Below are 14,251 nucleotides of genomic sequence, written 5' to 3'. Positions count from 1 at the left end.
AGCAGCGCGTAGCTGCGCGACTCGCGGATCCAGTCGGGGCGGGTCGCGGCGCCGCCGTAGAGCGTGTCATAAACCAGCGTGACCGCCAGGAAGAGCAGGGTCGCGCCGATCAGCCCCTTCACCGCGCCGAAGCCGCCGCCGAGCAAGCGATCGAGCGGGCCCAGCACCGATTGCCGCGTCCGTCGGCCGAGCGCGCCCGCCACGAACTTGCCGCCCGCGAACACCACCAGAAACAGCAGCGCGAACGCCGCCACCGATGCACCCGCCCGCGTGCCGACCGGCTCCACCAACGCCGCCGACAGCGCGGGATGAAAGAATTTGAGCGCCAGGATCGCCGCCATCCAGGCGAACAGCGACAGCACCTCGGTCACGAACCCGCGCAGCACGCCCAGCACGCCGCCGCCCCCCACCAGCAGGATCACGACGATATCGAGGGCGGTCAGCGCAGGCATGTCCCCCGCTAGTCCCGACCCAGCAGCCGGTCAACGAGCGCCGCCAGCGTCGCATAGCCGCGCATCGACAGTCCCGCCGGCGACTCGGCCAGCGATGCCGGCACCATCGCCTGGGTGAAGCCCAGCTTCGCCGCCTCCTTCAACCGCAATCCGCCATGCGCCACCGGCCGCACCTCGCCGGATAGCGACACTTCGCCGAACGCGACCATTTCCGACGGGATCGGCTGTTCGGCCAGCGCCGACACGAGGGCCGCTGCCACCGCCAGATCGGCGGCCGGATCGATCACCCGGTATCCGCCGGCGATGTTCAGATAGACTTCCGCCGTGGAAAAGCTGAGCCCGCACCGCGCCTCCAGCACCGCCAGGATCATCGCCAGCCGCCCGGAATCCCAGCCGACCACCGCCCGCCGCGGCGTCGCGCCGGATGCCAGCCGCACGACAAGGGCCTGAATTTCCACCAGCACCGGCCGCGTTCCTTCCACGGCCGGAAACACCGCAGCGCCCGAGACGGATTCGCCCCGCGTGGTCAGAAACAGCGCGGACGGATTCGACACCTCGTCCAGCCCCGCCTCCGCCATCGCGAACACGCCGATCTCGTCGGTGCCGCCGAAGCGGTTCTTGATCGCGCGCAGGATGCGATATTGATGGCTGCGCTCGCCTTCGAACGACAGCACCGTGTCGACCATGTGCTCCAAGACGCGCGGCCCCGCGATCGACCCGTCCTTGGTGACATGCCCGACCAGCACCAGCGCGCAGCCGCTGTCCTTGGCATAGCGTACCAGTTCATGTGCCGATGCGCGTACCTGGCTCACCGTGCCCGGCGCGCCTTCGATCAGGTCGCTGTGCATCGTCTGGATCGAATCGATCACCAGCATGTCGGGCGCCGCCCCGCGTTCCAGCGTGGTCAGGATGTCGCGTACCGACGTTGCGGCACCAAGCTGCACCGGCGCGGTCCCGCACCCCAGCCGGCGCGCGCGCAGCCGAACCTGGTCCGCCGCCTCCTCGCCCGAGACATAGGCGACGGATTTCCCCGCCAGCGCCAGCTTAGCCGCCGCCTGCAACAGCAAGGTCGATTTTCCGATCCCGGGGTCCCCGCCGATCAGCGTCGCCGATCCTGCCACGAACCCGCCGCCCAGCGCGCGGTCGAACTCCGCGATCCCGGTCGGCATCCGTTCCGGCAGCGCGACGTCGCTGTCGAGCGCCGACAGCAGCACCAGATTGCCGCCACCGCGCAGATTATGCTTGGCCGAGAACGGCGTCTTGGCACCGCCGGCATCCTCGACCAGCGTATTCCATTGCAGGCAATCGACGCACTGCCCCTGCCACTTGGTGCTGACCGCGCCGCAGGCTTGGCAGACATAACGCTTTTGCGGCTTGGCCATCGGAACTCCGGTCGGAACGAACGATGAACATATGCCTCGCGGCTCGCTACAGCAACCACCTGTGAATCAGCCGAACAGCTTCTGGAACACTGAGCGGCGAGCCGCTACCGGCGACGCGGGGACGTCGACCGGCAAGGCTGCCTCGTTGGACGCGAACTCGTCCCACGCGTTTTGATAATCGCCCTGCTGCGGCCAGCGTCGGAAAGGCAGTATATGCGCGGTTTTGGTAGCAATAAATTGCAAATTGGTGTTGGTGTTCGTGCACCCGATCTCGCCGCCCGCACGCCGTGCCAGATCCTCCACGAGATACAGGCTGTGATCTCCGGTCATTTCGGTCAGGAACGCGCACTCCATACGGAATCCGTTATTGGGCGTGAACACCCGGTACGGCAATTCCGGGCTGAACTGATAAAAACCGTGGCCCAGCCAGTTGTTGGACGGCACCGCCGACAGAATGTGACCGCCAACCCTGACCAGATTCATCTCGTTCGCCAAGGTCGTAGGCACGTTGAAGATATGTTCCAGTGATCCGCCGTCGAAAACAGTGTCGTAACGCTGATGCCACCTGACCTCGATCGGGTCGTTGAAGTCGTGGACCAGCACGGCACCTTCATAGGCCGAGGCGTCGGCTGCCGCGACATCGGTTGCACCTAGCGACTGGAACAGGCCTTCGTCCGCATAGCTTCCGCCGCGCGTCGCTTGCCGATAGGTAAGGCCTACCCCGCCTTCGTGAAGGTACCGATCTGCCATGGGATGATCGTTCTTGGAGATATGCAGTTCCTGCCGACCGATCTGGAGCAGGCTGCCAAACGATCCAATACGGTTCCGAGCCTCTATCAGGAACTGCAGGCTCCACATATCGATACCCATCTGTCGCTGTTCTCTTCCGTGTTTGCCGCTCCGCACGATATCGCAGGCGGCCTTACCGGACCAGCCAAAAGGCGGCTTCGCTCCAGCCTGCATCAATTCTTCCTTGGATGAAGGTGACGATCATGAAGACTTATGCGAGGATAACGAGATGCGGGAGAAGGAACTGCGCCTCGCGCTGGTCTGCTATGGCGGGATCAGCCTGGCGGTCTACATGCACGGCATCACGCGCGAGATCTGGCATCTCGCCCGCGCCAGCCGTGCGTTTCACGAGGATGCGCCCGGCATCGGCGCAAGCGAGGCCGTGTATCACGATCTGCTGGCGGAGATCGAGGCGACGACCGGCACTCGGCTGCGCGTGCTGGTCGACATCGTCGCCGGGGCCAGCGCCGGCGGCATCAACGGCATCTTTCTCAGCCAGGCGATCGCGACCGGTCAATCGCTCGATCCGCTGACCACGCTCTGGCTGGACACCGCCGATATCGATCGGCTGATGACGGCCGATCCGGGGCCGATGGTCCATATCTCGCGGCTATGGGCGGCGCCGATCGCCCGCTACGCCGCGGCGCGCCTCGCGACCGACGATCTCGACCCCGCCGTCCGCACCGAGGTGCTGGCGAAGCTTACCCGCTTCGTCCAGGCACGCTGGTTCGCGCCGCCCTTTTCCGGGCCAGGCTTTACCGCATTGCTGCTCGACGCGCTCGATGCGATGGCGGCCACCGGCGACGGTCGCCCGCTGCTCCCGCCGGGGCAGCCGCTCGATCTGTTCGTCACGGTCACGGACTTCCGCGGCCATCCCGAACGGCTGACGCTGCACAGCCCGCCCGAAATCGTCGAAACCGAACATCGGCTTACGCTAGCTTTCTCGAATCGGTCCGAGGATCGGCGAATCGGGGAACCACCGGATCTCGCTTTTGCCGCCCGCGCGACCGCCAGCTTTCCGGGCGCCTTCCCGCCCTTCTCGGTCGGCGAACTGGACGCCGTGCTGCGCGCGCGGGTGCAGCCCTGGCCGGGTCGGGCAGACTTCCTGGCGCGCGCCCTGCCGCGATCGGCGGCGATCGGACAAGTCGACGCGGCGGTGCTGATCGACGGATCGGTGCTCAACAATGCCCCGTTCCGACCCGCCATCGACGCGCTGCGCAACCGTCCCGCGGCGCGGGAGATCGACCGCCGGTTCGTCTATATCGATCCGAAGCCGAACATCCGGTCGGTCCATGTCGGCGGGGGTCGGACCGAAACGCCCGGCTTCTTCCAGACCATTCTCGGCGCGCTGTCGGACATCCCGCGCGAACAGCCGATCCGCGACAATCTGGAGGCGATCGAGGCGCGGTCCGCCCGGATTGCGGAGGTCCGCGCCACCATCGCCGCCGTCCGGCCGGAGGTGGAGGCCGCGATCGACGCCGCGCTGGGCGGCACCGTCTTCCTGACCCGCCCGACGCCGGCCCGGATCGCCGGCTGGCGCGCGAAGGCACATCTGCTCGCCGAACGCCGTGCGGGCTTCGCCTTTGCCGGTTACGGCCACCTGAAATTGGCGTCGGTCGTCGATCAGCTCGCCACCACCCTGGCGGGGCTGTGCCGGATCGATCGGCCCCGCCTGCGTGCCGCGCTCTGGGCGCATGTCGATGCGGCCGGTCTGGCGGTGCCGGCGCCCAATCCCGCGATCGTCCCGTTCCTGCGCGCGCACGATCTGGGGTTCCGCATCCGCCGCCTGCGCTTTGTCGCGAACCAGGTCGCCGACGTCCCGCCGCCGGATTGCACCGTCACCGCGATCGAGGGGATCCGCGCCGCGCTGTTTACCGCGCTGGCCCCCTATCTCGCGCTTCAGAACCCGAGTCTGTCCGCACCGCTGCCCGATCCCGTCGACGATCCGGCCGCAGCACTTGCCGTCCTCGCCGCTGCAACCGAGTTGAAGCGGATCGATGATCGCGCCGATGCCATTCTCTGTACCGCGCTCTGGCCCCTGTCGAAGGCCGAACGCCGCCGGCTGCTGCTCGCCTATCTCGGCTTCCCCTTCTACGACATTGCCACACTGCCGCTGCTGCGGGGCGACCTGGGTGACGAATTCAACCCGGTCAAGGTTGACCGCATCGCACCCGACGATGCGGTCGCGATCCGTTCCGGTGGCGCGGAAGCGACCCTGAAAGGCATTCGGTTCAACAGCTTCGGCGCGTTCTTTAGCAGGGCTTGGCGGGAAAATGATTATCTGTGGGGGCGGCTGCACGGGGTCGACCGCCTGATCGATATCGTGATCTCCACGCTGGCTCCGGGCGCCGCGCTCGCCCCCGGCCAGGTCGCGGGTCTCAAGTTCCGCGCGTTCCGCGCGATCCTGGCGGAGGAGCGGCAGCGGCTCACCCATATCCCGGAACTGTTCGACGCGCTGGAGGCGGAGATCGGCTGCGCCGACCGGCCTTGCCCTCCGCCGCCACCGCCGTAGAAGCAGGGTTCGACGGAGGGTGAAGCCATGCAGTTTCTGAGAACCCTGTTCTGGGTGGTCGTCGCGGTCGTCGCGGTGATCTTCGCGACCAAGAACTGGACCACGACGCAGATCAACCTGTGGGGCGGGATCGTCGCCGACGTCAAACTGCCGGTGCTGCTGCTGATCGCCTTCCTCGCCGGGCTGCTGCCGCCGTCGATCCTGTATCTGGCGACGCGCTGGCGGATGCGGCGCCGGCTAGATCAGGCCGAACGCACGATCGCGGAGTTGCGCCCCGTGCCGATGCCGCCGCTCACGCCCGCAACCGCCACCGACACTGCTTTCCCGTCCACGGGGTCGGAGCCGATCACCACGACCGGATATGCGCCCTTGCCCAGCGGACCCGGCGCGTCATGAGCGGCTGCATCTACGTCGCGCTGGATACGCCTGACATCGATCGTGCCCGCGCGCTGGCGCTCGCCGTCCGCAACCATGTCGGCGGGATCAAGCTGGGACTGGAATTCTTTCTCGCGCATGGCCAGCCCGGGGTGCGCGAAATGGCAAGCCTCGGCCTGCCCCTGTTCCTCGACCTGAAACTGCACGACATTCCCAATACGGTCGCCAAGGCGATTCAGGCGCTCCGGCCGCTCGCGCCCGCGATCCTGACCGTCCACGCCGCCGGCGGCCGCGCGATGATGGAGGATGCGAAGGCCGCCGCGCCGATCGGTACGAAGGTCGTCGCGGTCACCATCCTGACCTCGCTGGACGGCAGCGATCTGGCGGCGATCGGGATGCCGGCGGACCCGCAGGCGCAGGTGACGCGCCTCGCCGCGCTGGCGCAGGACGCCGGGATCGACGGCATCGTCTGTTCGGGGGCGGAGGTCGCGGCCGCGAAGAAGGCGTGGCCGGGCGGCTTCTTCGTGGTTCCCGGCGTCCGGCCCGCGGGCGGTGAGGCAGGCGACCAGAAACGCATGATGACCCCCGCCGCCGCCCGCCGCGCGGGGGCCTCCATCCTCGTCATCGGGCGCCCGATCACCGCCGCGGACGATCCCGATGCCGCGGCCCGCGCGATCGAGGCAACGCTGTAGCGACGACGGCCGACGTCGTCGCCGCGCGGTCGATCCAGAAGCCGTGCCGTCCGCACACAAAAGCTGCTACCGCACGCCCATGCCTACCGCCAAGATCTGCGGCCTCTCGACCGAGGCCACCGTCGATGCCGCCGTCGCCCACGGCGCGTCCCATGTCGGCTTCGTCTTCTTCCCGAAGAGTCCCCGCAACCTCGATCCCGCGCAGGCCGCGGCGTTGATCCGCCGCGTGCCGCCGCATGTCGGCAAGGTCGGGGTGTTCGTCGATCCCGACGATGCATTGCTGGATCATGCGGTCGCCAGCGGCGTCGACACGATCCAGTTGCACGGCCACGAATCGCCGGAGCGCACCGCGGCGGTCCGCGCGCGTTTCGGCCGCCGGGTATGGAAGGCGGTTTCCGTCCGCACCCGCGCCGATCTGGCCGACGCCCCGCGCTATGCACAGGCCGCCGACCTGATCCTCTATGACGCGAAGCCGCCGCGCGGGGCCGATCTGCCCGGCGGGCTCGGCCTGCGGTTCGACTGGCGGCTGCTGGCCGGGTTCACGCATCCGCTGCCCTGGGCGCTGTCGGGCGGCCTGGATGCCGACAGCGTGGCCGACGCGGTCCATGTCACCGGAGCGACGTTGCTCGACATTTCCTCCGGGGTCGAATCGGCGCCCGGCGTCAAGGATGTGGACAAGATCGCCGCCTTCCTGCAATCGGTCGCCCGGTCATGACCATACAGAACAGCTATCGCGCCCAGCCGTCGCCCGACGGCCATTTCGGGCAGTTTGGCGGCCGCTATGTCGCCGAAACCCTGATGCCGCTGATCCTCGACCTGGAACGCGAATATCGCGCGGCCCAGGCCGATCCGGCGTTCCAGGCGGAGCTTGACTGGCTGCTCAAACATTATGTCGGCCGCCCCAGCCCGCTATATTATGCCGAACGCTTCACCGAAGCGGTGCGCGCGGATGCGCCCGCCGGCATGGGCGCGAAAATCTATCTGAAGCGTGACGAGCTGAACCATACCGGTGCGCACAAGATCAACAATTGCATCGGCCAGATCCTGCTGGCGGTGCGGATGGGCAAGACCCGGATCATCGCGGAAACCGGCGCCGGACAGCACGGCGTGGCCACCGCCACCGTCGCCGCGCGCTTCGGCCTGCCCTGCACCATCTACATGGGCGCGCGCGATACCGTGCGACAGCAGCCGAACGTCTTCCGCATGAAGCTGCTCGGCGCGGAGGTGGTGCCCGTCACCACGGGCGCGCAGACGCTGAAGGATGCGATGAACGAGGCGCTGCGCGACTGGGTCGCCAATGTCGACGACACCTTCTACATCATCGGTACCGCCGCCGGCCCGCACCCCTATCCCGAACTGGTCCGCGATTTTCAGTCGGTGATCGGGCGCGAGGCGCGCGAACAGATCATGGAGGCGGAAGGCCGGCTGCCGGACCTGCTGGTCGCCGCGATCGGCGGCGGATCGAACGCGATCGGGCTGTTCCACCCGTTCCTGGACGACGCCGATGTCCGGATGGTCGGTGTCGAGGCGGCGGGCCACGGGCTCGATACGGTCGAACATGCCGCCAGCCTGGCCGGCGGCGAACCTGGCGTCCTGCACGGAAACCGCACCTATCTGCTTCAGGATGAAGACGGTCAGATCACCGAAGGCCATTCGATCTCGGCCGGTCTGGACTATCCCGGCATCGGCCCGGAACATAGCTGGCTGCATGAAATCGGGCGGGTGCGCTACGAGAGTGCCACCGATCGCGACGCGCTCGACGGATTCCAGTTCCTGTGTCGGACGGAAGGCATCATCCCGGCGCTGGAACCCGCCCATGCGCTGGCGACCGTCATCCGCCATGCCAAGACGATGCCGCGTGACCAGATCATCATCGCCAATCTGTGCGGCCGCGGCGACAAGGACATCTTCACCGTCGCCGACGCGCTGGGGGTGAAGATATGATGCCCGCTCACACCGTCATCCCGGCGCACGCCGGGATCCAGGTCGACGTCATGGCCTGCAGTCACGGCGTCATGTCCGCTGATCTCCATAGCTGGATCCCGGCCCGCGCCGGAATGACGGACATGTGCGCATGACCCGCCTCGCCACCACCTTTGCTCGCTGCGCCGCCGAAGGCCGCGCCGCCCTCGTCTGCTTCGTCACCGGCGGTGATCCTGCGCCGGCCGCCACCCCCGCGATCCTGGATGCGCTGGTCGCCGCCGGGGCGGACGTGATCGAACTCGGCATGCCGTTCACCGATCCGATGGCGGACGGCCCCGCGATCCAGCTTGCCAATCTGCGTGCGCTGGGGGCGGGCACCACCACGGCGGCGCTGTTCGAAATGGTGCGCGATTTCCGCACCCGTCATCCGGACGTCCCGCTGGTGCTGATGGGCTATGCCAATCCGATGGTCCGGCGCGGGCCGGAATGGTTCGCGGATCGGTGCCGCGACGTCGGTGTCGATGGCGTGATCTGCGTCGACATCCCGCCGGAGGAGGATGCGGCGCTCGGGCTGCCGCTGCGCGCCGCGGGGATCGATCTGGTCCGGCTGGCGACCCCTACCACCAGCGCTGATCGTTTGCCGGCCGTGCTCGCCCACGCTTCCGGCTTTCTCTATTATGTGTCCGTCGCGGGCATCACGGGCAAACAGCAGGCGGCATCCGCCTCGATCGACGCCGCCGTCGCCCGGCTGAAGGCCGCGACCGACCTGCCGGTGGCGGTCGGCTTCGGTGTGCGCACCCCGGAACAGGCCGCGGCGATCGCCCGCACCGCCGACGGCGTGGTGGTCGGCTCCGCGATCGTGGAAACGATCGCCGCCGCCTATGCGCGCGGCGAAGACCCTGCCGCCGCGATCCAAAGCTATGTCGGCGGTCTCGCCACCGCTGTCCGTACCGCCCGTCAGGAGATCATGGCATGAGCTGGATCGACCGCGTCCGCCAATCGCTGCCGTTCGTCGCGAAGCGCGAGACGCCAGACGAACTCTGGCACAAATGCCCATCCTGCGGGCAGATGTTGTTCAACAAGGAATATGAGGAAAACCAGTCGGTCTGCCCGAAATGCGACCATCATGGCCGCATCGGGCCGGTCGAGCGCTTCGACGCGCTGTTCGACGGCGGGATCCATACGCTGTTGCCGATGCCGACGGTGCGGGAGGATCCGCTCAAGTTTCGCGACACGAAGCGCTATGCCGACCGGATCAAGGCGGCGCGCGCCGCGACGGGCGAAACCGATGCGCTGATGAACGCCCGCGGGTTGATCGAAGGGCGCAGGGCCGTCGTCGGGGTCCAGGATTTCGCGTTCATGGGCGGGTCGATGGGGCTGGGCGTCGGCGCCTCCTTCCTGACCGGGGTGGAGGCCGCGATCGCCGATCTTTGCCCCTACATCATCTTTACCGCCGCGGGTGGCGCGCGGATGCAGGAAGGCATATTGTCGCTGATGCAGATGCCCAAGACCACCGTCGCGATCGCGAAGCTGCACGAGGCCGGTCTGCCCTACATCGTCGTGATGACCGACCCTACCACCGGCGGGGTCACCGCCTCCTATGCGATGTTGGGCGACGTCCAGCTGGCGGAACCGGGTGCACTGATCGGCTTTGCCGGTCAGCGCGTCATCGAATCGACGATCCGCGAGAAATTGCCCGAAGGGTTCCAGCGCGCGGAATATCTGCTCGATCATGGCATGCTCGACATGGTCGTGCACCGTCACCGGCTTCGCGCCGAACTGGCGCGGCTGATCGCGTATCTCTGTGCTGAGCGGGCCGGATAGCGCAGCGCGACCCAGATCGTCATCCCGGCGAAAGCCGGGGACTCGCAAAGGTGAAGCGCCATCGCCAAGCCGAACGGGATCCCGGCCGGCGCCGGGATGACGGAGCCGGAACGCCACGACCACTTTGTCTCTGTGGGACCATCGCATGGCCGACCACGCAATCTCATCCGACCCCGCCGTCCAGGCACAGCTCGATCGCCTGGCCACGCTGTCGCCCGGTGCCGACATTCTCGGCCTCGACCGGATCGCCACGCTGCTCGCCCGGCTCGGCAATCCGGAACGCCGGCTGCCCCCTGTGCTCCACGTCGCCGGCACCAATGGCAAGGGGTCGACCTGCGCCTATCTCCGCGCCGCGATCGAAGCGGCGGGGCTCAGAACCCATGTCTATACCAGCCCGCATCTTGTCCGGTTCAACGAACGGATCCGCCTGGCCGGGACGCTGATCGACGACGCGGCGCTGGCCGCTGCCCTGGCCGAAGTGCTGGATGTCGCGGGGACCATCGCACCCAGTTTCTTCGAGGTCACGACCGCTGCCGCCTTCCTCGCCTTCGCGCGCACGCCCGCCGACGCCTGCATCATCGAGGTCGGACTCGGCGGCCGGCTCGACGCCACCAACGTCCTTCGCGATCCGGCCGCCTGCGGCATCGCCCAGCTCGGGCTCGATCATCAGGCGTTTCTGGGGAACCGGATCGAGGACATCGCCGCCGAAAAGGCCGGCATCGCCAAACCCGGCGTGCCGTTGCTGACCATGGCCTATCCGCCCGCGCTGGCCCATCGCATCACGACGGTCGCCGACGCGGCCGGCGCGACGTTGCGCGCGGAGGCACGCGACTGGTCCTACGCCGTCCGGGACGATCATGTCGCCTATCAGGACGCAGACGGGACACTCCGGCTCGCCCCGCCCGCGCTGGCCGGCCCGCATCAGGCCGGCAACCTTGCGCTGGCCATCGCGATGCTGCGTCATCAGCACCGGATCACGCTGCCCGACGCCGCGCTGCGGGGGGCGGGGGGCAATGCCCGCTGGCCTGCACGGATGCAGCATGTGACGGCCGGCGTACTCCACGCCACCCTGCTGCCGGGTGCGGACCTCTGGATCGACGGCGCGCACAACCCGGCTGCGGCCGAGGCGGTCGCGCCCTGTCTCGCCGCTCTCCGTCGCGACGGCCGCCCGTTGCTGCTGATCGTCGGGCTGCTCGCCAACAAGGATGCGCACGGTGTGCTGGCGCCCCTTGCCCGCCATGTCGACGGCATGATTGCGGTCCCGGTTCCCGGCCACGCCACCCATGACCCTGCCGCATTGGCCGGCGCCGCAAACGCGCTCGGCATCGTCGCGGCCACCGCGCCGGATGCCCCGGCCGCCCTGGCGCAGATCATGGCTGCCGCCGATCCCGCCCACCCGCCGCAGATCGTCATTCTGGGTTCGCTCTATCTCGCGGGCAGCGTCCTGGCCGCAAATCGGACACCACCCGACTGACCTTTCGCTAATGCGATTGACTTGCAATAGCGATGATGCTTTTCTCGACGCCTCACACGAGGAGTGCGCGATGACATCCGGTTCCCACAGCCCCGCCCCGGCCCAGATCCTGCCCCACGCCATGCCCGACGGCGCGGCCGATCGTCTGTTGCTGTTCGCGCTTCGCCGGATGGCGGCCGGTGGAATCGACGATGCCTATGCCGCCAGTGCGATGCTCAACATCTTCGGCCGCGGCTTCCGCCGCCCCTTGGTCCTGCTGCGGGCGACGATGGCGGAGGTGTCGCGCGTGTCGGCGCGGGCGTTGATGATCGCGCCCTGCTGCTGCCCCCGCACGACTGCCGACGAACATGGCCTGATGACGGCGATCGCCCATAGCCGGACGGATCCCCGGGCGGGCCACGGCCGTCTCGCCGCCCTGCTGGCCGTCCGCCACTGCCACACCGCCGCCGAAACCGCGCGCGCGCTGGCGGATGCGTTCACGGACCTCGGCCGCCCGTTGTCGATCATACAGTCTGACTGACCGCAAATCGCCTTCCGCCCCAAGCCGTCACTCCGGCGAAAGCCGGGGCCTCCCTCAGGTACGGCGCCACACCATGCCAACCGGGACCCCGGCCTCCGCCGGGTTGACGATGGATGAGGCACCGTCTCGGTCACGACGGGCTCGCTTCCCTCTCCACCCCCGCACTGCCGATCGACGCATCCACCAGGCCCGACCGGCTCATCATCCAGAACAGCACCACCCCCGGCAGCGCGATCACGGTCGTCAACAGGTAGAAATCGACATAGCCCAGCCGCTCGATCAGCACGCCGGCGGTGGTTCCCGTGACCAGCCGCCCGACGATGCTCGCCGCGGCCGAGATCAGCGCATATTGCGCGGCGGTGAAGCGCAGGTCGCACAGCGCGGAGAAATAGGCGATCACCGTCACCCCGCCGATCCCGCTCGCGATATTTTCGAACCCGATCGCGCCCGCCATCGCCCAATTGCTGTGTCCCGATGCGGCAAGCCCCGCAAAGCTGAGGTTGGACCCCGCCATCAGCACCAGGCTCAACAGCACCGACCGCTTCAACCCCATCCGCGCATAGAGGATGCCGCCGATGAAGATCCCGATCAGATACGCCCAGAAACCGAAGCCGACATCGTAGATCGCGACTTCGTCATTGGTGAACCCCAGATCCTCGAACAACAGCCGGAACGTCAGGTTGGCCAAGGTGTCGCCGACCTTGTGGATCAGGATGAACAGCAGCACCAACGCCGCGCCCGGCCGCTGCAGGAATTCCGAAAACGGTCCCCAGATCGATCGCCCCAGTTCCGCCAGCCCGCGTCGCCCCGCCGGCGGGCGGTGCCGCTTCGGTTCGCCCATCGTCAGCGCGACGATCATCGCCGGCAACGCGAACAAAGCGCACGCCATATAGGCGGCCGACCATCCGACCCGCGCCGCCAGCACCAGCGCCAACGCCCCCGCCGCCGTCGATCCGATCCGCCAGCCATATTGCGACATGCCGGCACCGGTGCCCAGCTGGCGCGGTTCCAACACTTCGATCCGGTACGCGTCGATCACGATGTCGAACGTGGCGCCGGCCAGCCCGAGCAGGATCGCCGCCTGCGCGGTGGCGAGCAGGCTGGCGCGCGGATCGACCAGCGCCAGATTGACCACGCCCGCGATCACCAGCAGCCCCGCCAGCAGCATCCACGACACACGCTGCCCCAGATGCCCGAGGATCGGCAGGCGAACACCGTCCACCACCCACGCCCATAGCGGTTTCAGATTATACACGAGGAATGCCAGCGTGAATGCCGTCACGCTTTTCTTGTCGATGCCGCTCTGCGCCAGCCGCGTGGTCAGCGTGGCGCCGATCATCGCATAGGGAAAACCGGACGACATCCCCAGGAACAGCGCCGCCAGCGGCCCGGCTTCCAGATAAGGGCGGATCGCGGCCATCGGGCCGGTGGTGCGGTCGGTCGGAACAGTCATGTCGCGACCATAACGGCGGCGGCGCGAACGGAAAGCCCGTTCAGAACAGGCTCAGCCCCGGCGGTGGCCGCTTGGCCGGCCGCCCGGCGATCCTGGCATCCAGCGCGTCGATCGCCGCCACCAGTTCGCGGTGGCTGTACGGCTTCACCAACACGCCCATCGCCAGCCCGCGTGCCTCCGGCGGGCATTGCCCGGTCACGAACAGCAGCGGGATCGCCTTTTCCCGCGCCGCGCGCGCCACATCCAGGCCGCTGCCGTCCGACAGACGGATATCGGCCAGCACCAGATCGAGATCGCCAGTCGCGATGAACCGCAGCGCCTCGCCCACGCGGTCCACCGTGGCAACGATGTCGTAGCCGGCGTCGCGCAGGAAATGTTCGTTGTCGAACGCCACCAGCGGCTCATCCTCGACGATGAGGATGCGGTGGATCGATCGCTTGCGCTTGCCGAACAGCATTGACCGTCACGCCCCCAAATACCACGCGGACAAGGTCCGTGCGACGCCTCTATCAGAGTGACTGGCGAACGTCTCGGTTCCGGTTTATTTCCGCTGCCAAACCTGACCAGATCGGATCACCCTTATCTTGCGTACCCCTCGCCGCCCCGACGCCGCGGCCACCCCGGTGGCCCCGCCCCGCCCGCCGCGCCGCGAACCCGATCGTCCGCTAAAAAAACAGGCTGGCGACCCGCAACGCATCGCAAAGCTGCTCGCCCGCGCCGGCATCGCCTCGCGCCGGGAAATCGAACGCATGATCGTGGACCGGCGGATCGCGATCGACGGGGTCGCGATCGAAACTCCGGCTACGATCCTCACCTCGCTGGCGGGGGTCACCGTCGACGGCAATCCGGTCAAGG

Annotated in this window: 15 protein-coding genes; 10 read left to right on the top strand and 5 right to left on the bottom strand. The window is 68.0% G+C overall.

The annotated features are described in order from the left end of the window. From VF649_RS01590 to VF649_RS01580, 3 genes are all read right to left on the bottom strand, one after another. Positions 1-452: CvpA family protein (locus tag VF649_RS01590; RefSeq protein WP_331010206.1), on the bottom strand; the 452-nt coding region annotated here is incomplete at its 3' end. A gap of 8 nt (positions 453-460) precedes the next feature. Beyond that, positions 461-1,834 carry a DNA repair protein RadA gene (gene radA / locus VF649_RS01585; RefSeq protein ID WP_331010205.1) on the bottom strand — a complete coding sequence of 458 codons (1,374 nt, stop codon included), beginning with the start codon at positions 1,832-1,834 and terminating at the stop codon, positions 461-463. Between the two features lie 66 nt (positions 1,835-1,900). Beyond that, on the bottom strand, positions 1,901-2,797 hold the full coding sequence (locus tag VF649_RS01580) for a hypothetical protein (RefSeq protein ID WP_331010204.1): 897 nt from the start codon (positions 2,795-2,797) through the stop codon (positions 1,901-1,903). A 55-nt stretch (positions 2,798-2,852) separates the two neighbouring features. Here VF649_RS01580 and VF649_RS01575 point away from each other — a divergent pair, with 55 nt between their 5' ends. From VF649_RS01575 to VF649_RS01535, 9 genes are all read left to right on the top strand, one after another. Further along, on the top strand, positions 2,853-5,135 hold the full coding sequence (locus VF649_RS01575; RefSeq protein ID WP_331010203.1) for a patatin-like protein: 2,283 nt from the start codon (positions 2,853-2,855) through the stop codon (positions 5,133-5,135). A 27-nt stretch (positions 5,136-5,162) separates the two neighbouring features. Next, positions 5,163-5,531 carry a LapA family protein gene (locus tag VF649_RS01570; RefSeq protein ID WP_331010202.1) on the top strand — a complete coding sequence of 123 codons (369 nt, stop codon included), beginning with the start codon at positions 5,163-5,165 and terminating at the stop codon, positions 5,529-5,531. Then, positions 5,528-6,202 (top strand): orotidine-5'-phosphate decarboxylase, encoded by a 675-nt coding sequence (gene pyrF / locus VF649_RS01565; RefSeq protein ID WP_331010201.1) that lies wholly within the window; start codon positions 5,528-5,530, stop codon positions 6,200-6,202. The genes VF649_RS01570 and pyrF overlap by 4 nt, the downstream gene beginning before the upstream one ends. 79 nt (positions 6,203-6,281) lie before the next feature. Then, complete coding sequence (locus VF649_RS01560; protein ID WP_331010200.1) at positions 6,282-6,917, top strand: phosphoribosylanthranilate isomerase; 636 nt, start codon at positions 6,282-6,284, stop codon at positions 6,915-6,917. Further along, the gene (gene trpB / locus VF649_RS01555; RefSeq protein ID WP_331010199.1) at positions 6,914-8,146 is read left to right on the top strand and encodes a tryptophan synthase subunit beta; all 1,233 of its coding nucleotides are present in this window, start codon (positions 6,914-6,916) and stop codon (positions 8,144-8,146) included. The genes VF649_RS01560 and trpB overlap by 4 nt, the downstream gene beginning before the upstream one ends. Positions 8,147-8,276: 130 nt before the next feature. Then, on the top strand, positions 8,277-9,101 hold the full coding sequence (trpA, locus tag VF649_RS01550) for a tryptophan synthase subunit alpha (RefSeq protein WP_331010198.1): 825 nt from the start codon (positions 8,277-8,279) through the stop codon (positions 9,099-9,101). Further along, entirely contained in the window at positions 9,098-9,949 is an 852-nt protein-coding gene (gene accD / locus VF649_RS01545; RefSeq protein WP_331010197.1) for an acetyl-CoA carboxylase, carboxyltransferase subunit beta, read from the top strand. The genes trpA and accD overlap by 4 nt, the downstream gene beginning before the upstream one ends. 145 nt (positions 9,950-10,094) lie before the next feature. Then, complete coding sequence (locus VF649_RS01540) at positions 10,095-11,423, top strand: bifunctional folylpolyglutamate synthase/dihydrofolate synthase (RefSeq protein WP_331010196.1); 1,329 nt, start codon at positions 10,095-10,097, stop codon at positions 11,421-11,423. 70 nt (positions 11,424-11,493) lie between these two features. Further along, on the top strand, positions 11,494-11,943 hold the full coding sequence (locus VF649_RS01535) for a DUF6628 family protein (protein WP_331010195.1): 450 nt from the start codon (positions 11,494-11,496) through the stop codon (positions 11,941-11,943). Positions 11,944-12,073: 130 nt separating this feature from the next. Here the strand turns inward: VF649_RS01535 and VF649_RS01530 are convergent, their stop codons facing one another. Together VF649_RS01530 and VF649_RS01525 are read right to left on the bottom strand one after the other, a co-directional pair. Further along, positions 12,074-13,396, bottom strand: coding sequence for an AmpG family muropeptide MFS transporter (locus VF649_RS01530; protein WP_331010194.1), 1,323 nt, complete (start codon positions 13,394-13,396; stop codon positions 12,074-12,076). A gap of 40 nt (positions 13,397-13,436) precedes the next feature. After that, positions 13,437-13,853, bottom strand: coding sequence for a response regulator (locus VF649_RS01525; protein ID WP_331010193.1), 417 nt, complete (start codon positions 13,851-13,853; stop codon positions 13,437-13,439). Between the two features lie 127 nt (positions 13,854-13,980). Between VF649_RS01525 and VF649_RS01520 the strand changes: the two genes are divergently transcribed. Next, positions 13,981-14,251: S4 domain-containing protein (locus VF649_RS01520; protein WP_331010192.1), on the top strand; the 271-nt coding region annotated here is incomplete at its 3' end.

The organism is Sphingomonas sp. (assembly GCF_036387535.1).
GTDB lineage: Bacteria > Pseudomonadota > Alphaproteobacteria > Sphingomonadales > Sphingomonadaceae > Sphingomonas_R.
The sequence above is the reverse complement of the archived record's forward strand: the minus strand, read 5'-3'. Positions and strand labels throughout refer to the sequence as shown.